Raw genomic sequence first — 23,992 nt, forward strand, 5'->3', positions numbered from 1 at the left:
GATCCGGAATCTGAAACCACTCTCCGAAAAAAAGAGCGGCAGTTAACCGTGCGGTAACCAACCACCGGGCAAATCTTGCCTAGCGCGGGAAGAACTCTCGGCGCAACGGGTCCTGCGATCGAGCAGGATAAGATCATTCGAAGGTGAGAACCGTGAACGCGATCCTCGATATCGTGAACAAGCTGGGACCGCAGCGTCTTGTGGCGATGGGCGCGGTGACGCTCGCGCTTGTCGGCTTCTTCGCCTTTCTCCTCATCCGCATGTCGCAGCCCCCGATGGGCGTGCTCTTCTCCGAGCTGTCGATGCAGGACGCGAACACCATCACGCGGGAACTCGATTCAAAGGGCGTCAGATACGAACTGCGCGGCGACGGGCAGACAGTGATGGTGCCGCGCGATTCGATCAGCCGCCTGCGCATGGAATTCGCCTCAAAGGGCGTGCCGATGGGCGGCACGGTCGGCTACGAGATCTTCGACAAGGGCGACAGCTTCTCCTCGACCACCTTCGTGCAGGGCATCAACCAGCTCCGCGCGCTGGAAGGTGAACTGGCGCGCACGATCCGCACCATCGACCGGGTGCAGAATGCCCGCGTGCACCTCGCCATCCCCGAGAAGAAGCTGTTCCAGCGGGATGCACAGGAACCGCGCGCCTCGATCGTGCTGAAATTGCGCGGCGAACTCGATGCCGGCCAGATCCGCGCCATCCGCCACCTCGCGGCCACGGCCGTGCATGGGCTGAAGCCGGAGAAGGTGTCGATCGTGGATGAATCGGGCCGCCTGCTCGCCGATGGCGCGGGTGCCGATGCCGATACGGCCGCGATCGCAGCCGACAAGCAATCGAGCTACGAGCGTCGCCTGAAGGGGCAGGTCGAGGAGATCGTGGCGAGCGTGGTCGGCCGTGGCCGGGCCCGCGTGCAGGTTGCCGCCGAGATGGATTTCAACCGCATCCAGCAGGTGACGGACAATTTCGATCCCGAGAGCCGTGTCGTGCGCTCCACGCAGACCCGCACCGAGAACCAGCAGAGCACCGAGCAGCGCGACGGGCAGGTCACCGTGGCGAACGAATTGCCGCAGGCGCAGCAGCAACAGCAGCAGGGCAACCCGCAGCAGCGGGAACAGACCGCGCGCTCCGAGGAAATCATCAATTACGAGATCTCCAAGACCACCCGGACGGAGATCATCGAGGGTGGCCGCGTGAAGCGCCTCTCGGTGGCGGTGCTCGTGGATGGCGTCTACGTCCCTGGCCAGGGCGGCGCGGAGGCGAGCTACCAGCCCCGCTCCTCCGAAGAACTGGAGCGAATCGCGGCCCTCGTGCGCTCGGCGATCGGCTTTGATCGCAATCGCGGCGACCAGATCGAGGTGATCAATCTGCGCTTCGCCGAAGGCTTCCCGATGGTGGATGGCAAGCAGCCGACCCTGCTGGAGCAGCTCATCGCTCTTTCCAAGGAGGATGTTCTGCGCCTCGTCGAACTTGCGATCTTCGGCATCCTCACCCTGCTCATCACCCTGCTCGTAATCCGGCCGCTGCTCCGCCAGATGGGAATCGGGGTCAATCCGGGCCGCGCCGGGGCGGGTGGCGCGATGATAGCGAACGGCGCTTCGGCGGAAGGCGGCCAGACGCTGGCGCTGCCGGCGCCTGGCCAGGAAGCCGCGGCCAACAGCATCGCCGGCGCCCTCGCGGCCGCCAATTCCAACCAGCAGCAGTCCAACATAAGCCAGCTGACCCAGAACCTGCGACCGGGCGTCATCGACCAGCTGGGGAAAATCGTCCAAGAAAATCCGGGTGAGACCGTTGCCATCGTCCGGCAATGGATTTCCCAACCGCGCTGATCCCAGAACGAGAGAAGACGGACAGGAGCTGACCCATGGCCAAGCCCTCCACAGAAGTCACCGCGGCACCCGCATCGAAGGGTGACCTCACGCGCTTCCTCTCCGGGCCGGAAAAGGCCGCGATCATCCTGTTCGTGCTGGGCGACAAGTATGGCGGCCCAATCTGGAGCGCGCTCGACGAGGACGAAATCAGGCAGGTCTCCCGCGCCATGTCCCGCCTCGGCTCGGTGACGGCGGACGCGGTCGAGCAGCTCGTGCATGAATTCGTGTCAATGATGGCCACTGCCGGCGCGGTGACGGGCGACTACGACCGCACCGAAGCCCTGCTCATGAAGATCCTTCCTCAGGAGAAGGTCTCGGCCCTCATGGACGAAATCCGCGGCCCGGCCGGACGCAATATGTGGCAGAAGCTCGGCAACGTCCAGGATCAGGTGCTCGCCAACTACCTCAAGGGCGAATATCCGCAGACCGTCGCCGTGATCCTGTCCCGCCTGCGCTCGGAGCATGCGGCCCGCGTTCTCGCGCTGCTGCCGCATGAATTCGCGCTCGAGGTCGTCACGCGCATGCTCAACATGGAGCCGGTGCAGAAGGAAGTGCTTGATCACATCGAGGAAACGCTGCGCACGGAATTCATCTCGAACCTCTCGATCACACAGCGCCGCGACAGCCACGAGATGATCGCCGAGATCTTCAACTCGTTCGACCGGCAGACCGAAAGCTGGTTCCTTGCCGCGCTCGACGAGCGCAATCGTGAGGCGGCGCAGAAGGTCCGCTCGCTGATGTTCACCTTCGAGGATCTCTCGAAGCTCGATCCGGGCTCGTGCCAGACCCTCATCCGCTTCTCGGATCGCGACCTGCTCGCGACCGCGCTCAAGGGTGCGGCGCCGTCAATGAAGAAGTTCTTCTTCCAGCAGATGTCAAGCCGCGCCGTGAAGAACCTCGAGGAGGCCATGGCCTCGCGTGGTCCGGTGCGTCTGAAGGAAGTGGACGAGGCGCAGACGCGCATCGTGTCGCTCGCAAAGGAACTCGCCTCGAAGGGCGAGATCACGATCGCGAAGAACCGCGCCGAAGACGAACTGATCTACTGAGCAGGCAAAAGCGATGGCCGAAACACGCAACGCCTTCAACTTCCAGCGGGACTTCAGCCAGGCGGCGGCAACCTCGATGTATCTGGAGAAGGGCACCCATCTGCCGGTGCCCCATGCCCAGCATACCCGGCTGCTGGAGCAGGCCCATCAGGAAGCCTATGCGCGCGGCCTGCAGGATGGTCGCCAGCAGCAGCGCGACGACGAGGCCAATCGCATCGCCGAAGCCCTGGCGCAGATCGCCAACCAACTGCGTTCGGCTGATGAACAACTGCGCTCCAGCGAGGCCGATTCACGCAAGGAGGCGCTGTATTTCGCGCAGGTCTTCGCGCGCAAGCTCGCCGGAAAACTGGTCGAGCAGATGCCGGTAGCACCCATCGAGGCGACCGCGCGGGCGATCCTCAACGATCTGCGCGGCGCCCCGCATGTGGCGGTGCGCGTGGAGCCTTCGCTGGTGGATGACGTCAAGTCCCGCCTCGTATTCCTGCTGCGGGAAAACGGCATCAATCTCAAGCTCTTCGTCTTTCCCGATCCCGCGGTTCGCTCCGGTGATTGCCGCATCGAATGGGCAGAAGGCGGGATCGTGCGCGAGCGCGAGAAACTGGAATATCTCATCGAGCAATCGCTCGACATCGTGCTGAAGCGCGGTGCGCCCTGACCATCCGAGATCAAGAACAGGAGTTCGCCCCATGTCCACCGAGAGTATGCTTCCCCTGAGCGATCTGGAATCGACCGCCGAACTCGTTGCGGCCACCTATGGCGCGGATGGCGAGCAACCCCCGAGTGCGAAGACCGCGGCTGATCTCGAACATGTCTTCGATGTGCCGGTCCAGGTCTCGGCTGTGCTCGGACGCACCAAGATGGGGGTGGGCGACCTCCTGCGCGTGACCCCCGGCCACATCCTCGAACTCGACCGGCGGGTGGGCGAGGCGATCGACATCTTCGTGAATGACCGCCTGGTGGCACGCGGCGAAGTCGTGCTCGTGGACGACAAGCTCGGCGTGACGATGACTGAAATCATCAAGAGCGACCGCTGAGGCAACCCCGCTGCGCGTATCCACGCGCAGCAAGACCGAATGAAGGAGAACGGCCATGCGGCTTCTCATCGTGGGAATCCTGCGCGGGGAACTCATCACCGCCGCCAAGATCGCGCGGGAACGCGGTGCCTCCGTGGCGCAGGTGGATGGCGTGGAAGCGGCCCTTTCGCATCTCCGGCAGGGCAAGGGCGCCGATCTTCTGATGGTCGATGTGCAGATCGACATCCGCGCACTGTGCGAGGGACTGGCGGCCGAGCACATGACAGCGCCCATCGTGGCCTGCGGCGTTTCGAACGACAAGCGCGCCGCCGTGATGGCGATCGACGCAGGCGCCAAGGAATATATTCCCCTTCCACCCGATCCCGAACTCATCGCGGCCGTGCTGGAAGCTGTCAGCCGCACCGAGACCTCCATCATCTTCCGCGACGAGAGCATGGCACGCGTCATCCAGCTCGCGAAGCAGATCGCGGGCTCGGATGCCTCCGTGCTCGTCACGGGCGAGTCGGGTGTCGGCAAGGAAGTGATGGCGCGATTCCTCCACGAGAAATCGAAGCGGGCCTCAAAGCCTTTTGTCTCTGTGAACTGCGCGGCGATCCCCGATAACCTGCTCGAAAGCGAGCTGTTCGGCCACGAGAAGGGAGCCTTCACGGGAGCCATCGCCCGGCGCATCGGCAAGTTCGAGGAGGCCGATGGCGGCACGCTGCTGCTCGATGAAATTTCCGAAATGGAAGTGCGCCTGCAGGCCAAGTTGCTTCGCGCCATCCAGGAGCGGGTGATCGACCGCGTGGGCGGACAGCGCCCGGTGCCGATCGATATCCGCATCATCGCGACCTCGAACCGCAACCTCCTCGAACATGTGAAGGCTGGGCATTTCCGCGAGGACCTGCTCTATCGTCTGAACGTCGTGAACCTGAAGATTCCCGCGCTCCGCGAGCGCCCGGCGGACATCATCGAGCTCGCCGGCCATTTCGCGAAGAAATACGCGCAGATGAACGGGCTGCCCAATCGCGTCATCAGCCATGATGCGAAGCGCCTGCTTCTCTCCAATCCCTGGCGTGGCAATGTACGCGAACTCGAGAACACCATCCATCGCGCGGTTCTGCTCTCGATGGGGTCGGAAATCGCTCCGGAAGCGATCCTCACGCCCGAAGGCGAAAGCCTCGCGCAGACCACATCCGATGCCACCGCCCGCAAGGCAGCGGAACTGGCCGAGGCCGCGACGCGCGCGCTGGTGGGCCGCACCATGGCGGATGTCGAGCGCGAGTTGATTCTCGATACCCTCGACCATTGCCTTGGAAACCGCACCCACGCGGCGAAGATCCTCGGCATTTCGATCCGCACCCTGCGCAACAAGCTCAACGAATATTCAGCCGACGGCCTCGCTGTTCCCGATCCGGGCACCGCGCGTGTGGCGATGGCGTGAAGCGACCATTCGGGAGGGCATTCAGGGGCCGGACAGGAAGCTGTCCGGCCCCTCGCATTTCGGGTCACCGCCCCCGATCGTAACCTCCCGTTAACCATCCACCCGGCAAAAATTGCCCGGCACGGGAACGCGCGCGAGAACGCGGCGCGATTCGGGTTGCGCAACCGAGAAGCGAGGCAGGCATGAGCGACGTTCCCGCAGGCGGGCCAGGATCTTCCAATCCCTTCGCCGGGTTAGGCTCCACCATCACGGCCAAGGAATTCGGCGCGGTCATGCGCCGTTCCGACATCGTCATGGCGATGGGCGTGCTGACAATCCTCGTCGTGATGATCGTGCCCTTGCCGGCTTTCCTGCTGGATCTGTTCCTGGCCTTCTCGATCATCCTCTCGGTGCTGATCCTGATGACGGCTCTCTTCATTGCGGCACCGCTGGAATTCTCGGCCTTCCCGACGATCCTTCTCATTGCCACGATGCTCAGACTGGCGCTGAACATCGCCACGACGCGCCTCATTCTCACGCATGGGCATACGGGCACAGGGGCCGCCGGCCACGTCATCGAAAGCTTCGGCACCTTCGTGATGGGCGGCAATTTCGTCATCGGGCTGATCGTCTTCATCATCCTGGTGATCGTGAACTTCGTCGTCATCACCAAGGGTTCGGGGCGAATCGCGGAAGTCGCGGCGCGCTTCAGCCTTGACGCGATGCCCGGCAAGCAGATGGCGATCGACGCCGACCTTTCCGCCGGTCTCATCGATCAGGACGAGGCGAAGGCCCGCCGCAAGGCGCTGGAGGACGAAAGCTCCTTCTACGGCGCGATGGACGGTGCCTCGAAATTCGTGCGCGGTGATGCCATCGCCGGCATTCTCATCACCTTCGTCAATGTCATTGCCGGCATCATCATCGGTGTGGCGCAGATGGGCATGGATTTCTCCTCCGCCGCCCGCACCTACACCCTTCTGACGGTCGGCGACGGCCTCGTGACCCAGATCCCGGCGCTGATCGTCTCCACCGCCGCCGGCCTCCTCGTTTCGAAGGCGGGTGTCACCGGTGCCGCCGACAAGGCGCTCACCAAGCAGCTCGCCTCCGTGCCCAAGGCGCTGGGCATGTCCGCCTTCGTGATGGTCATCATCTCGTTGCTGCCGAACATGCCAATGCTGCCCTTCCTCGGCCTTGCAGCCGGCGCGGTCTACATGGCCCTGCGCCTGCAGCGCCAGCAGCAGCTCGATACCCTGAAGGAACAGGCCCAGGCCGTGATGGAGCAGGCCGCTGCCCAGGCGAAGCCCTCCGAGGACCCCGTGCAGGATGCGCTGCGCCTCGACGAGCTGCGCATCGAGATCGGCTATGCGCTGCTGCCTCTGGTGCAGGGGCAGAACGGCGAGGACAGGATCACCGACCAGATCAAGGCCCTTCGCCGCACGCTCGCGGCCGAGATGGGCTTCCTGCTGCCTTCCGTGCGCCTCGTGGACAACGTGCAGCTCGAATCGAACCAGTATGTCATCAAGCTGAAGGAGATCGAGGCCGGTGGCGGCGTCGTCTTCCCAAACCAGTACATGGCGATGGACCCTTCGGGCGGGCAGGTACAATTGCCGGGCGCGCATATGCTGGAGCCGACCTTCGGCCTGCCGGCGACCTGGATCGACGAGGCCCTGCGCGACGAGGCGCAACTGCGCGGCTACACCGTGGTCGACCCGGCCACGGTCATCGCGACGCATCTCACCGAGGTCATCAAGAACAACATGAGCGAGCTGCTCTCCTTCGTGGAGGTGCAGAAGCTCCTGAAGGAACTCCCCAAGCCGCACCAGGAACTGCTGAAGGAATTCGTGCCGGGCCAGCTTTCCACCACCGGCGTGCAGCGCATCCTGCAATTGCTGCTGGCGGAGCGCGTTTCGATCCGCGATCTCGGCACCATTCTGGAGGCGACCGCGGAAGTGGCGGGCGCGCTGCGCGATCCGCGCATGATCGTCGAGCATATCCGCACCCGCCTCGCCCGGCAGATCTGCGCGCAGCATACGGGCCCAACCGGCCAGCTCGCGCTCATCACGCTCTCGCCGGCCTGGGAAGATGCCTTCGGCTCCTCGCTCATCGGCGATGGCGAGATCAAGCATCTCGCCATGCAGCCCTCGCGCCTGCATGATTTCGTGATCGCGCTGCGTGACCGCTTCGAGGAGGCGGCCAAGCTCGGTGAGATGCCGGTGCTCGTGACCTCGAACGCCATCCGGCCTTACGTGCGGATGGTGGTCGAGCGCTTCCGCCCGCAGACAGCCGTCATCGCGCAGGGCGAGATCCACCCCAGCGCACGGCTGCGCACGGTGGGTTCGATTTGATCGGGATCAGGCGGGAGGCGGGCTTGCCGCGCTTTCCGCCTCCCCCTTCCGTTTCGCGAGTTGTCCGCGTTCAAAGAGCAGCACCACGGGAATGGACATCGCCAGCGGAATCAGCAGATAGAACAGCCGCCACACGAGCAGCGCGGCGAAGACCTCGGTGGCGCCGATGCCGGGCATCACCTTGAGGAACACCACTTCCATCACGCCCACACCCCCCGGAACCTGGAAGAGCAGGCCGGCCGAGAACGAGAGCAGGAAGGCGCCGAGCACGATAAAGAAGCCGGGATTTCCCTGCTCAGGCAGCGCGAAATAGATGATGCCGGCCGCACCCAGCAGTTCCATCGGCGCCGCCACCCACTGCCGCCAGACGATGTGCAGGCCGGGATATTCCAGCTTGAAGCCCCTGATCACGAGAGGCTGGAATTTCAGCCACGAGCCGATGGTGTAGAGCACGCAGAAGGCCAGCATGCCGAGCCCTATGATCCGGATGATGCTCTCGGAGAGCGGGGCCAGCGGCCTCACGATATGGGGCTCGAAGGTCAGAACCAGTCCGCCGAGCACGATGGTGCCGAAGGCGAATGTGAAGGAGCAGAGCGCCACCAGCACCGCGACTTCCGGCGCGCTCAGCCCCTTCGAGGTGTAGGCGCGGTAGCGCACCATGCCGCCCGAGAAGACCGAGCCGCCGATATTATGCGAGATCGCATAGGTCACGAACGAGCAGGTGGTGATGAAAAGCCATGAAATGCCCTTCTGCCGGTTGAGATGGATCAGCGCGATCCGGTCATACCAGGCGAGCGCCCAATAGGCGAAAAGCGTCGAGAGCCCGGCCAGCAGATAGCCCTGCGGCGGAATCGCCGCGAGCTTCTGGCCGATCTGGCTTGCGATGATCGACAGGCTTTCCAGAAAGCCGGCATGGTCGATGCGGGCCAGCAGTTCCGGATCCGCCGCGGCCTTGGCATCCTGCACCGCTTCGAGCCGCAGTTTCTTGTAGAGCAGATCCAGCGACCAGATGACCGCCGCGAGGCCAATCAATGGCCAGAAGAAATCCTTGACCCGCTTCATCACTGCCCCATCCTGCGCCCCTGGCGCGAACCCTGCTGCTCAACTGCCCGACCCGGTTGGCGAAGGCAAGCTCTGCCCGCATATTCTCACGCTCCCGCGGGCGGATGATGGGCCTTGACATCACTGGAGGCAGACAAGCTCATGCTGAGCGACGGTTATCACTTCCTGCCGCCGGGGCGGCTCGCGGTCTTCACGATGTTCCTGCGCCACCCCCTCCGAAACGTTCCGCAACCCGCTTCGTTGCCGGACGGCTTCCGGCTGGAGCGGATTTCCGGCGAGCAGATCATCCGCTATCGCCAGCTCTTCCGGGCCATCGGGCAGGACTGGTTGTGGTTCGGCCGCCTGAAACTCGACGATGCCGCGCTGGCAAGCCTGCTGTCGCATGCGGACCATGAGGCCATGATCCTCGTGGACCGGCAAGGTGATTGCGGCCTTGTCGAACTTGATTTCCGCGAAGATGAACCGGAGCTGGTCTATTTCGGGCTGCTGGAGCGGCTCATCGGCCATGGCTTGGGGCGCGCGCTGGCGGAAATGGCCCTTGCGCGTGCCGCCGAGCGCGGAGCCCCCTCGCTCATGGTCCATACATGCAACTTCGATGCACCGGGCGCGCTGGGCTTCTACCGCAAGATGGGCTTCGACCCTTTTGCCAACGCGCTGGAATTCTTTCCCGACCCACGGCTCGACGGCACCCTCCCGAGGGAGGCCGCTGCGCATGTTCCGCTCATCGAACGCTGAGGCTCAGAGCCGCCCGGCTGCAAACCGCATGCGAGCCGCGATGCGATCGGTCTCGATCTGGTCACGCAGCGCCATCTCGGCTCGCTCCGTTGCCTTTTCGCGATCCTCGAGGATTTCGACCTTCTTGAGTTCCTCGAAGGCTTCGCTCAGCGCGGCCTTTGCGTCCTCGAGCTGGCCCTGAAGATCGGCCGCCGATTGCAGAAGGTTATCGCGCCTGGTGCGCGCGGCTTTCGCATAGGTGGGATAGGCGAAATGGGCGGGGTCGGACAAGCCGGCCTTGCGCTCCTCGCCTTCAATTTCCCGGTCCAGATCGGTTGCCATGCGCTGAAAATCCGCGATCATCGATTCGATCTGCGAAACGCGCCGGCGCTTTTCATCGACGTGGAACCGCTTCAGACGGATCAACGTATCGCGCGACTTCATGGTCCTGACTACTCCTTGACCGGCCCCGAGTTACGCCGGGGCTCGCCGGGAGAAAGCCTGCCGCTATTCCCCCAGCCGATTTACGATATCCGCGAGACGACTATAGCTTTCGCCGAGGGAGGTTGATTCTTCCTTACCTTGGGAAAGAAAACTTTCGAGTTCCGGATTCGCGTCGATCGCGCGGTCCACTTCCGGGGTCGTTCCCTTGCGGTAGGCGCCGAGGCGGATGAGTTCTTCCATATCCGCATAGGTGGCCATGAGGTTCCGTGCCTTCACGATGGTCGGCAGGTAAATCGGGTCTGCCGCGCGCGGCATGGTGCGGGAAACGCTTTTCAGCACGTTGATGGCCGGGTAGCGCCCGCGTTCAGCGATCCGGCGCTCCATCACGATATGCCCGTCGAGAATGCCGCGCACCGCATCGGCCACCGGCTCGTTGTGGTCATCGCCGTCGACCAGCACCGTGAAGATGCCGGTGATGGTGCCCGACCCTTCCTCGCCCGGCCCCGCGCGCTCCAGCAGGCGCGGCAATTCGGCGAAAACGCTTGGTGTGTAGCCCTTGGTCGTCGGCGGTTCGTTGACATTGAGGCCGATATCCCGCTGCGCCATGGCAAATCGGGTAATGGAATCCATCATGCAGAGCACGTTCATCCGCTCATCGCGGAAGAACTCGGCGATCGCCATGGTGAGATAGGCCGCCTGCCGGCGCATCAGGGCCGGCTCATCCGAGGTCGCGACCACGACCACCGAGCGCGCGAGGCCTTCCTCGCCGAGATCGTCCTGCAGGAATTCCTGCACCTCGCGGCCGCGCTCGCCCACAAGGCCGACCACCGAGACATCGGCCGAGGAATTGCGCGCGAGCATGGAGAGCAGCACGGATTTGCCCACGCCCGAGCCGGCGAAGATGCCCAAGCGTTGACCGCTACAGCAGGTCAGGAAGGCATGGAGCGCGCGCACGCCCAGATCAAGCGGCGCGCCGACGCGCTGGCGCTTGTGCGCGGGCGGGGGCTCGTTCCGGAAATTGTAGGGGCGTGGGCCGGGCCGCAGCGGGCCCTTGCCATCAATCGGGCGGCCGAAGGCATCCATCACGCGGCCGCGCCAGGAATGATCGGGGCGGATCGCCGCGCGGCGGCTCACGACATGCGCGGGGCAGCCCCGGCGCAAGCCTTCCACATTCGCGAAGGGCATCGCAAGGGCGCGGCCTGAATCGAAGCCAACCACTTCGCAGAGCACAGGCTCGGAGCGGTCGGTCTCGATGGAGACAAGGCCACCCAGTTCCATATGGCCAAGGGGGCCGACGATTTCGATCGTCAGCCCGCGCACCGCGCCCACGCGGCCATAGACCATGTGTTCGGGCAGCTCGTCGATCAGGCCTTGAAGGGTCTGTCCGGACATTGTCGCTCCGCTTCGCGCGGACCCCTGGGCCCGCAATCCCGTTGCGCTGATGGGGTGATTCGCGTCCAAGATTCGCATGATTTTGGAATATGCGACAGTCGGAAGCCTTGAACGGCTGGGGAGGAGGCGATGCGCTGCCCCGGGGGTGATTTTGACGGATGGGTGTGCAGCCGAGGCGAAATCGCGAGTCTGTTGAATCGCTTGGGTAGAATTTCTGAGAAGGTGAATCAAAAGAATAAGCCGCTGCGCAAAACTTTATAAATTGCTCCTGAGGTTAGATTAATAGGTTCCTCCGTGTGGCAAGCTTGCCTTAACGAATTACCATTTGTTAACTCTTCGGGCTTATCTTTGTTGAGAAGTTAATCGCTCCCGGGTGGCGGATCGTTCCGCGCGCCGGTGGCGGATGCCAACCGTGACGGAAGCTGGGGTTTCGAAAACATGCGCGTGCTCCTCATCGAAGACGACAGCGCGACGGCCAAGAGCATCGAGCTGATGCTCAAGAGCGAGAATTTCAACGTCTACCTCACGGATCTCGGCGAGGAAGGGATCGATCTTGGCAAGCTCTACGACTACGACATCATCCTTCTGGATCTGAACCTCCCGGATATGTCGGGTTATGAGGTTCTGCGCTCGCTCCGCGTCGCGAAGGTAAAGACTCCGATCCTGATCCTCTCGGGCATGGCGGGCATCGACGACAAGGTGAAGGGCCTCGGCTTCGGTGCTGATGATTACCTCACCAAGCCGTTCCACAAGGACGAACTGGTGGCGCGCATCCACGCCATCGTTCGACGCTCCAAGGGCCATGCGCAATCGGTGATCTCGACGGGCGATCTCATCGTCAATCTCGACCAGAAGACCGTTGAAGTCGGCGGGCACCGCGTGCACCTCACCGGCAAGGAATACCAGATGCTGGAGCTGCTCTCGCTCCGCCGCGGCACGACGCTGACCAAGGAGATGTTCCTCAATCATCTCTATGGCGGCATGGACGAGCCGGAACTCAAGATCATCGACGTGTTCATCTGCAAGCTGCGCAAGAAGCTCGCGAATGCCTCGGGCGGCCGCAACTATATCGAAACGGTTTGGGGCCGTGGCTATGTTCTGCGTGAGCCTACCGACGCGGACGAAAAAATCCCCGCCTGATCCCGGCTGATCCTCCAGGAATTCGAAACCCGCTTCCTCCGAGGCGGGTTTTTTATTGGGCGGGCCGGGGCAGCCGACATGAAAAAGCCGGGCTTTGCCGCCCGGCTCCCTGACCGGCTCCCTGAATGGCGAGCGGATGGCCGGCGTCAGGCGCCGGCGATGCGAAGCTCCGGCTTCTGAACCGGCGCCGGCACGAGCAGCATGCGCTCTCTCGCGTGGCTCACGAAGCGCTCGGTGACTCCGAAGGTCGATTCCGCACCGCCCAGCAGCAGGAACCCATCCGGCGCAAGCCGGCTTGCGAGCTTGTCGAACACCTTCGAGCGCGTGAGGCGATCGAAATAGATCAGAACATTTCGACAGAAGATGGCATCGAAGGTCCCGAGCGGACGCGGATCATCCATCAGGTTGAATTTCTGGAAGCTCACGCGCCGCACGACATCGTCGGAGATCTTCCAATTGTCGCCCTGCTTCTGAAAAAACTGCAGCAGCAGCTTGGTGGGGAGGCCGCGCTGCACTTCGAACTGGTTGAAAAGGCCGGCCTTGGCCTTCGAGAGGATCGCTTCCGAAATGTCGGTCGCAACAATCTCGACCTGGCGGCTGCCGATCCTCGCGCGCATCTCGTCGAGCAGCATCACGAGCGAAAACGGTTCCTGCCCCGAGGAGCAGGCAGCGCACCAGATGCGGATCGTCTTTTCCGGCGAGCGGCGCTGATGCAGCTCCGGCATGATGACATCGCGGAAATGGTCGAAGGGCTGGCGGTCGCGGAAGAAGAAGGTCTCGTTGGTCGTCAGAGCATCGATGATGCGCTGCTGCAAACGGCGGTCCCCGGTCTCGACCCGGCGCAGGAGATCGTCGAGGCTGGCGATATTCTCCTCGCGCAGAACCGGCGCGAGGCGGGCCTCCACGAAATAGGCCTTCTCCGGCGTCAGCACGATACCGGCCGCCTGCTTGATGAACTCGATCGTCTTCTGGATCGCATGGATGCTCATGCTGCATTTCCTTCCACCAGAGACTGCGCGAGTTCCCCGAGCTTCTCGGGCGGCAATTGGGCTGCGGCAAGACCTGCCTCGGCGATGCTGCCGGGGATGCCCCAGACCACGCTCGATGGCTCGTCCTGCACGATGACATTGGCGCCGCGTTGGATGAGATCCCGCGCACCACTCGTTCCGTCCCTGCCCATGCCCGTGAGCGCAATGGCCAGCGCATCGGCACCGAAGCAATCAGCCGCGCTCGTGAAGAGCAGGTCGATCGAGGGTCGCCAGGGCCCGCGCGCTTCCGAGGGCAGCATGGTCAGGATCATCTGTCCGTCCGGCTGGCGGCGGATCACCGTGTGGCAACCGCCGGGCGCGAGGTAGATCGCACCGGCTTTCAGCGGCTTGCCCTCGGCGGCCTCACAGGCCGGAAGCCCGACATGCTGCTTGAGATGGCTCGTAAAAATCGCGCCGAAAATCGGCGGCATGTGCTGGGCGATGACGATCGGTATGCGGCTGGCCACGCGCGGCATGTGGCTCAGCAGGCTCACCAGCGCCTGCGGGCCGCCGGTGGATGCGCCGATGACAATCACCTTCGGCCGCGTTTTCTCCAGCGGGCGGATGCCGGCGGAGACGCGGCCCGGATGAGCCGCAGGCGGCGCCGCCACCGAAGCGGGTGAAGGGGCCGGCCGGGCAACGACACGACCGGCGGAGGAGGTGCGGGCGAAAAGCGCGCTTGAGGAAGCGGGTGCCGGCGTGGGCGTCGGGCGTGGAGTCGGAGGCACCTGCTGCTGGCGCATTGCGGCACGAATGCCGCCCACGGCCAGCACCTTGGCGATGAGCGCCTGTCGGAAATCCGCCGAGGTGGAAACCTCGCGGTGGTTGGAGGGCTTCGGCAGGTAATCGGTCGCGCCCTTCATCAGGCAGCGCATCGTCATCTCGGCGCCATGTACCGAGAGCGAGGAGACCACGATGACGCGCGTGCCCGGCGATTTCGACAGGATCAGCGGCAGGGCGGTAAGGCCGTCCATATCCGGCATGTCGAGATCGAGCAGGATGATCCGCGGCTGGAGCATCGGCAACGCCTCGATGATCTCACGACCCGAGCGGAAGGTTCCGGCGACCTCGATGGCTGGCGTCTCCGAGAGCCAGCGCGAGAGCAGGCCTCGCACGACAACCGAATCGTCCACGACCGCGACGCGAACGCGTGGCGGTGCCATGGCCATCGGCTGTCTTTGCGGCAAGGCCAGCATGCGTGAGGCTCCGGGTAAAAAGGCGAAGGCGAGAATTTGGCCGGGCGGCAATCAGGCCGCGAGCAGGCCCACTTCAGTGAATTTCGAGGTCAGGATGTCCTTGTCGAAGGGCTTCATGACATATTCGTCCGCGCCGGAATTCATGGCCTTGGCGATATGCGCCACATCGTTCTCGGTGGTGCAGAACACCACTTTCGGGTGCGCGCCGCCCTCCATCGTGCGGAGTTTCACCAGGAACTCGTAGCCGTCCATGTTCGGCATGTTCCAGTCGAGCAGGATGGCATCCGGCATGCGGTTGGTGCAGGCGAGAACGGCTTGCTGACCGTCTTCTGCCTCGGCGATTTCAAAATCGAGCCCTTCGAGAATCCGTCGCGCGACTTTTCGGATGACGGAGCTGTCGTCCACCACGAGGCAATAGGTCATTGCAGGTCTCCCGTTCAGGCGGCTTGCAGAGTCATGGAATCGAGCAGCGTCTGCAGATCGACCTCGATCAGCAGGTCCCGCTCGAGTTTGTGAACACGCCGGGTGTATCGCGCCCATGTATGGCCCATATTCGCCGGCATCGGCTCCGACGAATCGGAAGTCAGAGAAAGAACGTCGCCGATTTCATCGACGACAAGGCCGAAGACCTCGCCGTTCCATTCCACGCCCACGGCCATGGTATCGCCGCCCTTGGCTTGGCGATCGCCCGTGCGCGATCCGAGCAGGGCGCCCAGATCGAGGATCGTCACGATGTGCCCGCGCAGGTTCACAAGCCCGGCGACGGCCCGGCCGCCGCGCGGCACAGGCGTCATCCGCGTGATCGCAAAGACATCGCGCACGGCGGTGATCGGCAGGCCGATCATCTGGCCTTCGATGGTGACGCTGATGAGCTGGGTTTCGCTATCGATCATGACGTCGTTCCGCATCCGGTTTTCGCCAATCATGCCGCGACCTCCCAACCCTGCATGCCGGTCCGGGCTTCGCCGATGGCGGCGAGCAGGCCCTGGCGGTCGAACTTGCCGACAAGGTCATGCAGCCCGGCACCCTTGGCTTTCTGGATGACGCGCGGACCACCCCGCGTCACCGCTCCGACCACGCCCGGCGGGCGGGCCAGTTCGTCCGACAGTTCCTTCACGAAGGTGAAGGCTTCCTCGCCGGGATGGTCGAGATCGAGCACGATCACGCCCGGCTTGCCCTTGGCGATGGCATGTCGCGCGGCCGCAAGGCTCGGAACCACGTTGATGGTGTAGCCGGCATTCTGCAGCAGCGGCGCGAAGAGGGCGCGGAAGAATTCCGAACTCTCCACCACCAGCACATCCGGGCCACCGGCCGGGCCTGCCACCTGCTGCTGCCCATGTTCAGGTGCCACGAGCTCGGAGACATCGATGATGTCGACCGCGTTGCCCTCGATGATCGCCGCACCCACCGTGCCCGGCGTCGCATGCGTCGTGTCGATCGTGAAGGCGACTTCGACGACGTCCACGATCTCGTCCACGGCCATGCCGATCTCGCGATCTGCCTGGTGGAAGACCAGCACCGGCTGGCGCGATTCCGGCTCGAGGCCTTCCATGCCGCCATAGCCGAGGATGGGCATCAGCTTGCCGCGATATTGCGTGACCGCCTTGCCGCCGGCATCCTCGATCTTCGAGCGTTCGAATTCCTCCAGACGGCCGATGAAGGAGAGCGGAATCGCCTTGAGGCCTCCAACGCCGCCCGCCTTGAAGAGCAGCAGCAGCGAACGCTCGCCATTGGCATGCTGGTCGGCCGAAAGATCGTTGTCGTTCTGCGCGACGTTCTCGCGCGAGCCGGTATCGAGAATGCTGCGGGCAATGCCGGCCGGTTCGAGGATCAGGATCACCGAACCGTCGCCGAGGATGGTCGCACCCGAATAGACCGACATGTGCCTGAGCTTCGAGGAGATCGGCTTGACGACGATTTCCTCGGTCTGGTGGATCGCATCCACCACGATGCCGAAGCGTGACCCACCGACGTGGCAGACGACGACGAGGCAATTGTCCTGCCCGGCGGCGTTCGTCTCGAGTGGAAGTTCGAGAACCTGCGCGACATCGACGACCGGCAGCAGGCGCTGGCGCAGGCGAAGCGTGGATTGGCCGTTGAGCTTCTCGATGCGGACATCGCCGTCATTCTGCGTGCGCACCAGTTCAGCCACCGCGATCTGCGGGATGGCGAAACGCTGTCCGGCCGCTTCCACGATGAGGGCGGAGGCAATGGCGAGGGTGAGCGGCAGCTTAATGGTGACCGCGAGGCCCTTGCCAGGCCGCGAGCGCAGATCAACCGAGCCGCCGACCTGCTCCACATGGCTGCGGACCACATCGAGGCCAACGCCACGGCCCGAGATGTTGGTGATCTTCGCGGCGGTCGAGAAGCCCGGCTCCATCACGAAGCGCAGGATCTGCTCTTCCGTCATCCGGGCCACGTCGGCTTCGGTCGTGAGGCCGTTGGCGATCGCCTTGGCCTTGACGCGGTTCACATCGATGCCGCGACCATCATCGGAGACTTCGCAGATGATGTAGCCGCTTTCCTGCGCCGCGCGCAGATGGATGGTGCCGGTGGCCGGCTTGCCGAGCGCCACGCGCTCGTCCGGCATTTCAAGGCCGTGATCCGCCGCGTTGCGCACCATGTGCAGCAGCGGATCGCGGATCATCTCCAGAAGCTGGCGGTCGATTTCGGTCTCCGCGCCGGACTGGATGAGTTCGATCTTCTTGCCCAGTTCGCCGGAGATGTCCCGAACGACCCGGGCGAGCTTGGTCCAGGCCGTTCCGATCGGCTGCATGCGGGTCTGCATCACCCCGTCCTGCAATTCGGCGGTGATGTGCGAAAGGCGCTGGAGCGGCGACTTGAATTCGGAATCGTCACGCTGGCGGGCGATTTCCAGCAGCTGGTTGCGGGTCAGCACCAGCTCGGAAACCATGGTCATCAGGCGATCGAGCGTGCCGACGGCCACGCGAACGGTCTGTTTCGAGATCGAATTGGCATGGGCCTCGTTCTCGCTGCCTTCGCTGTCCGCGCGTGCCGCCGAAGCGACGGGCGCCGCACTTGATGGCTGAGACGAGGCCATGGTTGGCTGAGACGCTGCTTCCGCCACGGGCGGGATTTCCACGCTTTCGAAGGGTGTTGGGCCCGGCGCTTCCCGGAAGGCGCGCTCCAGCTCGTCGAGGGTGACCTCGTCTTCCTTCAGCGGGCGCTCCAGCACCTGAAAGGCCAATGTGCCGGTGGTGTCGACCGGGAGAGGCGGGGCAGAGGATTTCTGCTGGATGGCCGGCGCGGCCGCTGCGGGCACCTTGGCTGCCGGCTCTTCCTTCGCCAGCGCCTTCAGAATGGCGATGAGATCCTCGTCATCGCCCTCGGGCTCGTTGCCGGATTGCTCCAGCTCGGAGACGATGCCCTTGACCCGGTCGATCGTCTTCAGGATCATCGTGACCGCCGGAGCCGTGACGGGCTTGCCGTCGCGGAACTGGCTGATCACGTCCTCCGCCGCGTGGGCGAGACGCTCCAGGCGCGGCAGGCCGAGAAAACCGCATGTGCCTTTGATCGTGTGAACGAGCCGGAAAATCAGGGCCAACGTGGCCCCATTGTTCGGATCGCGTTCGAATTTCACCAACTCGGCGTCGACGGTCTCGAGATGTTCGGACGTTTCGACAACGAAGTCGCGCAGAAGATCATCCATCGCGGGCAGGTCCGGGAAAGCCCCTGGGGGCGTTGATACTTCCGCAGACCCTGCCCGAGAACGGTTACCGATTGGTTGTGCTCAAGGCTTTCTTCCCGCCGGGCGGACAAAAAAACTTCAGGTTGTGTTTCTGCGCCCTTATTTCGGGCTGGCGACAAGGCGCACGAGCCCGTCTTCGAGGCTGACATCCACCTTCATGCGCGAGGCCCGGGCGATTTCGCCGGTGTAGAAGAGCTGGAAGCCATGCGCATCCACGGCACCGCTCTCGCTCTTGCCCTGCAGCAGGTCGATGAGGTGCGGCGGGATCCGCGGCTTCGGCCCGCGCGCATCCACATGAAACACGGGGTTTTCGGCATCGCCTTCCATTCGCACCTCGATGGTGCCACCGATCGGAATGGAAGAAAGCGCGATGACCACGAGGTTCATCAGGAGCTTTACGCGGTTCTTTTCCACGTAAAGCCGCGGCGTGTTCCAGGAGAGCTTCACCTTCTCATCCGCCACGAACTGCTCGGTGAGCTGCTGGGCATAACCCGTATCGACGGCCGAGCCGGCCGAACCCGCCGCACCGAAGGCGATGCGGGCGAATTGCAGGCGGGCGGAGGCCTGCCTCGCGCTCTTGCGGATCAAATCGAGGGCCATCTCGCGCGTTTCGGCACTGTCATCTTCATCGAGCAGTTCGAGGCCGTTCACGATGGCACCCACCGGGCCAACCGCATCATGGCACACGCGACTGCAGAGCAGGGCCGCGAGATCGAGCGGGGTGAGATCGATGGTCTTGAGCGCTTCGTTCATGCTCTGCTTTCCTCGGCCGGCGGCGGAAAAGCGCGACCGGCCGTTCTGCACGGCCTTGCGAATCGCTTTGCCCCCGCGTTCTAATTCCAGTCTTTCCGCGTGATACATGGTGCACGCGCCTTCGCCAACGGGCAAGCGAGCCTTGCGGGAAGGGTTGGAACGAGGAAGGAACCGCCTTGCACTCGCCCGATGCGCTCGCGGCCGCGCTTGCCGAGATTGCCCGCAGGGCGGGGCGTGTTCTCGCCGGTTTTCATCCCTTGCGGCCCCGGCCGGTGCTGAAGGGGGATCAATCGCCGGTCACGGAATCGGATCGGGCCTCCGAGGCGCTGATCCTCGAGGAAGTGGCGCGGGCCTTCCCGGCGCTGCCGGTGATCTCGGAGGAGAACCCCCGGAGCCATGGCGTTCAGGGCGGCGATGAGTTCCTGCTCGTCGACCCGCTCGACGGGACGAGGGCTTTCATTGCCGGCACGGCGGATTTCTGCGTCTGCATCGCCCTGATCCGGCGCGGCATTCCCGCGGCAGGGGTTCTGCACGCGCCGCTCGGGGATGAAACCTGGTGGGGGGCCTCTGAACTCTGGTCGGCGCGGGGGGCGCTGTCCCAGGCCAGGAGGCTGCCTCCGCGGCCCGTGCGTCCGCCCGGCGAGAAGCCCGTGGCGCTTGCCAGCCATTTCCACGGCAATGCCGAGACCGACGACATTCTCGCGCGCTGCGGGGCATCCCGGATCATCCGCATGAGCTCGGCGCTGAAATTCGTGAAGCTGCTGACGGGTGAGGCCGATCTCTACCCGCGTCGCACGCGCACGATGCAATGGGATATCGCCGCCGGAGATGCCCTGCTGCGCGCGGCGGGTGGCGGATTGCTCGACGATCAGGGTCGCCTGCTCACCTATGGTCGAACCGCTGAAGGCTGGGTGGCGCCGCCTTTCATGGCCTACGGCGTATTGCCGGCTTCGGGGTCAGGGTGAAAGTTGGCGCTGGATATCTGGCCAGAGGCGCTCGGCTTCGCGCCGGAAACTGGCATTCGCCAGGAAAAGCTCCCGGTTCTCGCTCCGGCGAAACAGGAAGAGCCGGCCCTCGACAATCGCGAAGAGATGAGGGTGGCCCGGCACCGGAACGCCACTGGCGACCATCACCGGATCATGGCCTCCGAGGGCCGGCAGGTAGGCTTCCGGGCTTTCGAGAAAAGCCACGCGGTTGCTCTCGGAGTTGAAGTGCCAGGCGATGCCGGCATGGATCGCGAGATGCTGTGGCGAGCCGGGGATCGGCCTCTGATCGACGAAATACGCCACCGGATCGAAGCCCCCGATGGCCGCCCCGTTCCACGGATCTGTGACGATCTTCTCCTGCACCCGGAGACCTTGGGCCGCGAGAGGCAGGTTCGAAAGGCCGGCCATGGTGAAGGCGATCGCCACGGCCTTGAGAACGTCGCAAACGCTTCGGAAACCTTGTATCAACACGAGACGCGGCAGAATGCCTGTGGTCCGAAGGTGCGGTTCCGCCCGTTCGAGGCTTCGGCAAGACACAGAGAGGATGATCATGATGCTCGGCTCCGGCAATTCTTTGCTTTGGCTCGAAGGGGCGAAGGGACACCGGACCGCTCGGTCCGCTGCAAGCCTCCTCGCCGCCATCCTTGCTCTTCTTGTCGCGCTATTTCCTTATCAAGCCGTTGCGCAATCGACGCGGTCGGGCGAGCGGCCCACTTTTGCGCCGCGCGAAGTGGCGAATGCCGGCCACAAATTCTTCGGAACGGTCTCGCGCGGGCTGGCACTCACGGTCGAGGAGGCCACGCGCCGCTGGGGCGAGCCGAACGGCTACATCCTGGGCCAGGAGGCCTCCGGGGCCTTCTTTGGCGGCCTCCGCTATGGCGAGGGCGTGCTCTACACGCGCAATGCGGGCGACCGCAAGGTGTTCTGGCAGGGGCCCTCGGTGGGTTTCGACTGGGGTGGCGAGGGCGCGCGCACCATGATGCTGGTCTACAAGCTCCGGCGCGTGGATGACATCTTTTCGCGCTTCGTCGGCGTGGATGGCTCGGCCTATTTCGTTGGCGGCTTTGGCATGACGGCGCTCACCGCACAGGAGATTCTGGTCGTTCCGATCCGCTCTGGCGTCGGAGCCCGGCTTGGGGTTAATGTCGGTTATCTGAAATTCACCGAAGAGCCGACCTGGAATCCATTCTAGGCCGCCTTGCCGGCGATAACCGATGAACAGGAAGGCGCGCGCCGCAGTTCATGATCGAGCCTCTGCTGTTCCTGATGCTCGGAATGCTGGTCGCAGCCCTGATCTGGCTGCTGCTCCTGCCGGCATTCTGGCGCCGCGCGACACGGCTCGCGCGTCGGGCCCTGGAACAACATCTCCCGCTCACCCCCAATGAGATCGCTGCGGAGCGCGACCGCCTGCGGGCGCGCTTCGCGGTGGAAATGGCGCTGAGCGCCCGCCGCGAGGAGAAGGCGCGATCGGATCTGGTTGCGGCGCGGTCCGAAACCGGGGATCGGTTGCGCGCCGAAGCCGAGCATCTCGCCCATCTCTCCACGCGCGAGCGCCTCCTTGCCGATCGCGAAGTGGAACTCGCCGCCTTGCGCGACCAGCTCCGGAAATTCGAGACCGAACTCGCGGACCTGCGCGAGGCACGCCAGCTCGCCGAGACGACGATCATCGGGCTGCAATTGCAGTGCGACACGCTCACGGCCCGCCACAATGCCGCTCTGAACCTCGCCGAGGAGCGTAGGCTGCACCTTGAGGAACGCGGCTGCGAGGCCGAGAACCTGCGCGCGGCCCTGGCGGAAGAGAGCCGTCGCGCCGCCGATCTTCGCAATGCCTTGCAGGCGCGCGAGATCGCACTGCGCGAGACCGAGCGGCACGCGGCGACCCTCGAGAACGAGACGACGCTGCTCCGCATCAAGCGGGGAGAGGCGAGCTTGGACGCCTCCATCGCCGGCCGCGAGGCAAGCCTTCGCGCAGGCTGAGGCCAGGGCCGGGCTCTGCCTTGGTGAAAAGCAGGAAAAATCTCCTGTTTTCGCTCAACTCACCTGAAACTTCATCGTTCTGTGGGGCGAGCAAAAGGATTCTTGGGGCTTGCAGCTTTCCGGAACATGGGGGATGCTTTAATTCATTTCCCCGGATTGGCCGGAAGGCTTTTCCGAGAACTGACTGGAGAAGGACAGCCTATGCAGACGGGAACCGTGAAATGGTTCAACACCCAGAAGGGCTATGGCTTTATTCAGCCGGATGCCGGCGGGCCTGATGTTTTCGTGCATATCACCGCGGTTCAGCGTTCCGGGCTCGCCACTTTGAACGAAGGCCAGAAGCTGTCCTACGAGCTGATGACCGACCGCCGCACGGGCAAGACCGCCGCAGATCGCCTGCGCCCGGTCGAATAAGTCCTGCTCGGGGGCTGGACCGGTCCCCGATCCATGCCGGAGCGCCCGTTGCGGCGCCTTCGATCACCGGACCAAATCGCGCTCCGGTGGCATAAGTCTTCTTTATTTTCCTTCCGCAGTTGCGGTTTTTTCTATCTGCGGACCGCTCGCATCAGGCATTGCCCTGCAGGAAGTTCATGGCCGCCTGCACGCCTCCGGGCTTGTGCGGAATGCCGGCGACGGCGAGGCCCATCTCCACGCCCGAGAGTGTGCCAGTCACCATCAGATCATGGAAATCGCCGAGATGGCCGATCCGGAACACCCGGTCCGCCAGACGGCCGAGGCCGTTGCCAAGGCTCATGTTCGAGCGTTCGAGAATGATCTTGCGCAGATTATCCGCCGAATGGCCCTCCGGCAGGAAGACTGCCGTCAGCGATGACGAACAATCCGACGCTTTTGCGCAGACCGTCTCGAAGCCCCAGTGGCGCACGGCCCGGCGCGTGGCTTCCGCGGCGCGATCATGGCGGGCGAAGACCTGCGGCAGGCCTTCCTCCTCCAGCATGTCCAGCGCAACCTTCAGGCCCTGGAGCAGGTTTGTTGCCGGCGTGTAGGGGAAATAGCCTTTCGCATTGATCGCGATCATCTCCTCCCAATCCCAGAAGGAGCGGGCAAAGCGCGCGGCTTTCGAGGCCTTCAGTGCCTTGTCGGAAACCGCGTTGAAGGACAGGCCGGGGGGCAGCATCAGGCCCTTCTGTGAACCGCCGACCGTGACATCCACGCCCCATTCGTCATGCCGGTAATCGATGGAGGCAAGCGATGAAATCGTATCGACCATCAGCAGGGCCGGGTGCTTCGAATGGTCGATCGCCCTCCGGATGGCAGCGATGTCCGAGACGCAGCCCGTGGAGGTCTCGTTATGGACGACGCAGACCGCCTTGATCTCGTGGTTCTTGTCATCGCGCAGGCGCGCCTCGATGGCCGCAGCATCCGCGCCGGCTCGCCAGTCCGAAGGAATGAATTCCGCCTCGATCCCGAGGCGCCTGGCCATGCGGGTCCAGAGGGTCGCGAACCAGCCGGTCTCGAACATCACCACGCGGTCGCCCGGAGAGAGCGTGTTGACGAGCGCCGCTTCCCAGGCGCCGGTGCCGGAGGCCGGATAAATCACTACCGGATTCTTCGTGCCGAAGACGCCCCGGATGCGAGAGAGCACATCCAGCCCGAGCTTGCCGAATTCTGGTCCACGATGGTCGATGGTCGGCTTGGCCATGGCCGCGAGAACAGGTAACGGTGTATTGGTTGGGCCGGGAATCTGCAGGAAATGGCGACCGGTTGCGATCATGGCGGGAAGTCTCCGGGCTTCTTTTCGTCAAAGATGCGAGCAATTTGCTGGATGGTGCGCCAGTTCTCGGCCCGGCCTCACCAGAGCAGGCCTGCCCCTGTTTGTCATTTTGTATTTTGTATTATAAAAATCGTCAAGCGGGTCCAGCGCTGCAACCGCGC

General features: G+C 64.0%; 23 protein-coding genes. 12 read left to right on the forward strand and 11 right to left on the reverse strand.

Annotation, left to right across the window (positions count from 1 at the left end; genetic code table 11):
* The first annotated feature begins 152 nt into the window (after nucleotides 1-152).
* The 6 genes from fliF to flhA all read left to right on the forward strand — a co-directional run bounded on the left by fliF (nucleotide 153) and on the right by flhA (nucleotide 7,698).
* On the forward strand, nucleotides 153-1,829 hold the full coding sequence (gene fliF / locus ACKODO_RS00930) for a flagellar basal-body MS-ring/collar protein FliF (RefSeq protein ID WP_408981581.1): 1,677 nt from the start codon (nucleotides 153-155) through the stop codon (nucleotides 1,827-1,829).
* A gap of 35 nt (nucleotides 1,830-1,864) precedes the next feature.
* Nucleotides 1,865-2,917, forward strand: a complete 1,053-nt coding sequence (gene fliG / locus ACKODO_RS00935; protein ID WP_408981582.1) for a flagellar motor switch protein FliG — start codon at nucleotides 1,865-1,867, stop codon at nucleotides 2,915-2,917.
* Nucleotides 2,918-2,930: 13 nt separating this feature from the next.
* On the forward strand, nucleotides 2,931-3,572 hold the full coding sequence (locus ACKODO_RS00940; RefSeq protein ID WP_408981583.1) for a flagellar assembly protein FliH: 642 nt from the start codon (nucleotides 2,931-2,933) through the stop codon (nucleotides 3,570-3,572).
* A 31-nt stretch (nucleotides 3,573-3,603) separates the two neighbouring features.
* Nucleotides 3,604-3,951, forward strand: coding sequence for a flagellar motor switch protein FliN (fliN, locus tag ACKODO_RS00945; protein WP_408981584.1), 348 nt, complete (start codon nucleotides 3,604-3,606; stop codon nucleotides 3,949-3,951).
* Between the two features lie 55 nt (nucleotides 3,952-4,006).
* Nucleotides 4,007-5,374, forward strand: a complete 1,368-nt coding sequence (locus ACKODO_RS00950; protein WP_408981585.1) for a sigma 54-interacting transcriptional regulator — start codon at nucleotides 4,007-4,009, stop codon at nucleotides 5,372-5,374.
* A 182-nt stretch (nucleotides 5,375-5,556) separates the two neighbouring features.
* Nucleotides 5,557-7,698, forward strand: a complete 2,142-nt coding sequence (gene flhA, locus ACKODO_RS00955; RefSeq protein ID WP_408981586.1) for a flagellar biosynthesis protein FlhA — start codon at nucleotides 5,557-5,559, stop codon at nucleotides 7,696-7,698.
* A gap of 6 nt (nucleotides 7,699-7,704) precedes the next feature.
* Here the strand turns inward: flhA and ACKODO_RS00960 are convergent, their stop codons facing one another.
* On the reverse strand, nucleotides 7,705-8,760 hold the full coding sequence (locus ACKODO_RS00960; RefSeq protein WP_408981587.1) for a YbhN family protein: 1,056 nt from the start codon (nucleotides 8,758-8,760) through the stop codon (nucleotides 7,705-7,707).
* Nucleotides 8,761-8,901: 141 nt separating this feature from the next.
* Between ACKODO_RS00960 and ACKODO_RS00965 the strand changes: the two genes are divergently transcribed.
* A complete protein-coding gene (locus ACKODO_RS00965) occupies nucleotides 8,902-9,495 on the forward strand; it encodes a GNAT family N-acetyltransferase (protein WP_408981588.1) in 594 nt (197 codons plus the stop codon).
* 3 nt (nucleotides 9,496-9,498) lie between these two features.
* On the opposite strand, the gene fliJ is transcribed toward ACKODO_RS00965, so the two are convergent.
* Nucleotides 9,499-9,918 (reverse strand): flagellar export protein FliJ, encoded by a 420-nt coding sequence (gene fliJ / locus ACKODO_RS00970; RefSeq protein ID WP_408981589.1) that lies wholly within the window; start codon nucleotides 9,916-9,918, stop codon nucleotides 9,499-9,501.
* Nucleotides 9,919-9,981: 63 nt separating this feature from the next.
* Nucleotides 9,982-11,310, reverse strand: coding sequence for a flagellar protein export ATPase FliI (gene fliI, locus ACKODO_RS00975; RefSeq protein ID WP_408981590.1), 1,329 nt, complete (start codon nucleotides 11,308-11,310; stop codon nucleotides 9,982-9,984).
* 438 nt (nucleotides 11,311-11,748) lie between these two features.
* Here fliI and ctrA point away from each other — a divergent pair, with 438 nt between their 5' ends.
* Nucleotides 11,749-12,450, forward strand: coding sequence for a response regulator transcription factor (ctrA, locus tag ACKODO_RS00980; RefSeq protein WP_408981591.1), 702 nt, complete (start codon nucleotides 11,749-11,751; stop codon nucleotides 12,448-12,450).
* Between the two features lie 146 nt (nucleotides 12,451-12,596).
* Here ctrA and ACKODO_RS00985 read toward each other — a convergent pair whose 3' ends face one another.
* From ACKODO_RS00985 to chpT, 6 genes are all read right to left on the reverse strand, one after another.
* The gene (locus ACKODO_RS00985; RefSeq protein ID WP_408981592.1) at nucleotides 12,597-13,439 is read right to left on the reverse strand and encodes a CheR family methyltransferase; all 843 of its coding nucleotides are present in this window, start codon (nucleotides 13,437-13,439) and stop codon (nucleotides 12,597-12,599) included.
* Nucleotides 13,436-14,674, reverse strand: a complete 1,239-nt coding sequence (gene cheB, locus ACKODO_RS00990) for a chemotaxis-specific protein-glutamate methyltransferase CheB (protein WP_408981593.1) — start codon at nucleotides 14,672-14,674, stop codon at nucleotides 13,436-13,438. Before cheB ends, ACKODO_RS00985 begins: the two co-directional genes overlap by 4 nt.
* 51 nt (nucleotides 14,675-14,725) lie before the next feature.
* Nucleotides 14,726-15,097 (reverse strand): PleD family two-component system response regulator, encoded by a 372-nt coding sequence (locus tag ACKODO_RS00995; RefSeq protein WP_408981594.1) that lies wholly within the window; start codon nucleotides 15,095-15,097, stop codon nucleotides 14,726-14,728.
* A gap of 14 nt (nucleotides 15,098-15,111) precedes the next feature.
* Entirely contained in the window at nucleotides 15,112-15,567 is a 456-nt protein-coding gene (locus tag ACKODO_RS01000; protein WP_408981595.1) for a chemotaxis protein CheW, read from the reverse strand.
* A 29-nt stretch (nucleotides 15,568-15,596) separates the two neighbouring features.
* Entirely contained in the window at nucleotides 15,597-18,344 is a 2,748-nt protein-coding gene (locus ACKODO_RS01005) for a chemotaxis protein CheW (RefSeq protein WP_408981596.1), read from the reverse strand.
* 138 nt (nucleotides 18,345-18,482) lie between these two features.
* Nucleotides 18,483-19,136 (reverse strand): histidine phosphotransferase ChpT, encoded by a 654-nt coding sequence (chpT, locus tag ACKODO_RS01010; RefSeq protein WP_408981597.1) that lies wholly within the window; start codon nucleotides 19,134-19,136, stop codon nucleotides 18,483-18,485.
* A gap of 176 nt (nucleotides 19,137-19,312) precedes the next feature.
* On the opposite strand from chpT, the gene ACKODO_RS01015 reads away from it, so the two are divergent.
* Nucleotides 19,313-20,101, forward strand: coding sequence for a 3'(2'),5'-bisphosphate nucleotidase CysQ (locus ACKODO_RS01015; RefSeq protein WP_408981598.1), 789 nt, complete (start codon nucleotides 19,313-19,315; stop codon nucleotides 20,099-20,101).
* On the opposite strand, the gene ACKODO_RS01020 is transcribed toward ACKODO_RS01015, so the two are convergent.
* On the reverse strand, nucleotides 20,093-20,548 hold the full coding sequence (locus tag ACKODO_RS01020; RefSeq protein WP_408981599.1) for a YHS domain-containing (seleno)protein: 456 nt from the start codon (nucleotides 20,546-20,548) through the stop codon (nucleotides 20,093-20,095). The genes ACKODO_RS01015 and ACKODO_RS01020 overlap by 9 nt on opposite strands.
* A 118-nt stretch (nucleotides 20,549-20,666) precedes the next feature.
* On the opposite strand from ACKODO_RS01020, the gene ACKODO_RS01025 reads away from it, so the two are divergent.
* The 3 genes from ACKODO_RS01025 to ACKODO_RS01035 all read left to right on the forward strand — a co-directional run bounded on the left by ACKODO_RS01025 (nucleotide 20,667) and on the right by ACKODO_RS01035 (nucleotide 22,513).
* A complete protein-coding gene (locus ACKODO_RS01025; RefSeq protein ID WP_408981600.1) occupies nucleotides 20,667-21,314 on the forward strand; it encodes a DUF1134 domain-containing protein in 648 nt (215 codons plus the stop codon).
* A 50-nt stretch (nucleotides 21,315-21,364) separates the two neighbouring features.
* Nucleotides 21,365-22,099: a hypothetical protein gene (locus tag ACKODO_RS01030; RefSeq protein WP_408981601.1), complete on the forward strand. Its 735-nt coding sequence runs from the start codon at nucleotides 21,365-21,367 to the stop codon at nucleotides 22,097-22,099.
* A 201-nt stretch (nucleotides 22,100-22,300) separates the two neighbouring features.
* Entirely contained in the window at nucleotides 22,301-22,513 is a 213-nt protein-coding gene (locus ACKODO_RS01035) for a cold-shock protein (protein WP_408981602.1), read from the forward strand.
* A gap of 151 nt (nucleotides 22,514-22,664) precedes the next feature.
* Here the strand turns inward: ACKODO_RS01035 and ACKODO_RS01040 are convergent, their stop codons facing one another.
* Nucleotides 22,665-23,831, reverse strand: coding sequence for a pyridoxal-phosphate-dependent aminotransferase family protein (locus ACKODO_RS01040; RefSeq protein WP_408981603.1), 1,167 nt, complete (start codon nucleotides 23,829-23,831; stop codon nucleotides 22,665-22,667).
* Between the last annotated feature and the right edge of the window lie 161 nt (nucleotides 23,832-23,992).

The organism is Rhabdaerophilum sp. (assembly GCF_046092605.1).
Classification (GTDB): domain Bacteria; phylum Pseudomonadota; class Alphaproteobacteria; order Rhizobiales; family Beijerinckiaceae; genus Rhabdaerophilum.

Bases quoted from the DNA above. Each gene is read 5' to 3' on its own strand.
- fliG (WP_408981582.1), top strand. From the start codon at position 1,865: ATGGCCAAGCCCTCCACAGAAGTCACCGCGGCACCCGCATCGAAGGGT.
- ACKODO_RS00940 (WP_408981583.1), top strand. From the start codon at position 2,931: ATGGCCGAAACACGCAACGCCTTCAACTTCCAGCGGGACTTCAGCCAG.
- fliN (WP_408981584.1), top strand. From the start codon at position 3,604: ATGTCCACCGAGAGTATGCTTCCCCTGAGCGATCTGGAATCGACCGCC.
- ACKODO_RS00950 (WP_408981585.1), top strand. From the start codon at position 4,007: ATGCGGCTTCTCATCGTGGGAATCCTGCGCGGGGAACTCATCACCGCC.
- flhA (WP_408981586.1), top strand. From the start codon at position 5,557: ATGAGCGACGTTCCCGCAGGCGGGCCAGGATCTTCCAATCCCTTCGCC.
- ACKODO_RS00960 (WP_408981587.1), bottom strand. From the start codon at position 8,760: ATGAAGCGGGTCAAGGATTTCTTCTGGCCATTGATTGGCCTCGCGGCG.
- ACKODO_RS00965 (WP_408981588.1), top strand. From the start codon at position 8,902: ATGCTGAGCGACGGTTATCACTTCCTGCCGCCGGGGCGGCTCGCGGTC.
- fliJ (WP_408981589.1), bottom strand. From the start codon at position 9,918: ATGAAGTCGCGCGATACGTTGATCCGTCTGAAGCGGTTCCACGTCGAT.
- fliI (WP_408981590.1), bottom strand. From the start codon at position 11,310: ATGTCCGGACAGACCCTTCAAGGCCTGATCGACGAGCTGCCCGAACAC.
- ctrA (WP_408981591.1), top strand. From the start codon at position 11,749: ATGCGCGTGCTCCTCATCGAAGACGACAGCGCGACGGCCAAGAGCATC.
- ACKODO_RS00985 (WP_408981592.1), bottom strand. From the start codon at position 13,439: ATGAGCATCCATGCGATCCAGAAGACGATCGAGTTCATCAAGCAGGCG.
- cheB (WP_408981593.1), bottom strand. From the start codon at position 14,674: ATGCTGGCCTTGCCGCAAAGACAGCCGATGGCCATGGCACCGCCACGC.
- ACKODO_RS00995 (WP_408981594.1), bottom strand. From the start codon at position 15,097: ATGACCTATTGCCTCGTGGTGGACGACAGCTCCGTCATCCGAAAAGTC.
- ACKODO_RS01000 (WP_408981595.1), bottom strand. From the start codon at position 15,567: ATGATCGATAGCGAAACCCAGCTCATCAGCGTCACCATCGAAGGCCAG.
- ACKODO_RS01005 (WP_408981596.1), bottom strand. From the start codon at position 18,344: ATGGATGATCTTCTGCGCGACTTCGTTGTCGAAACGTCCGAACATCTC.
- chpT (WP_408981597.1), bottom strand. From the start codon at position 19,136: ATGAACGAAGCGCTCAAGACCATCGATCTCACCCCGCTCGATCTCGCG.
- ACKODO_RS01025 (WP_408981600.1), top strand. From the start codon at position 20,667: ATGATCATGATGCTCGGCTCCGGCAATTCTTTGCTTTGGCTCGAAGGG.
- ACKODO_RS01030 (WP_408981601.1), top strand. From the start codon at position 21,365: ATGATCGAGCCTCTGCTGTTCCTGATGCTCGGAATGCTGGTCGCAGCC.
- ACKODO_RS01035 (WP_408981602.1), top strand. From the start codon at position 22,301: ATGCAGACGGGAACCGTGAAATGGTTCAACACCCAGAAGGGCTATGGC.
- ACKODO_RS01040 (WP_408981603.1), bottom strand. From the start codon at position 23,831: ATGATCGCAACCGGTCGCCATTTCCTGCAGATTCCCGGCCCAACCAAT.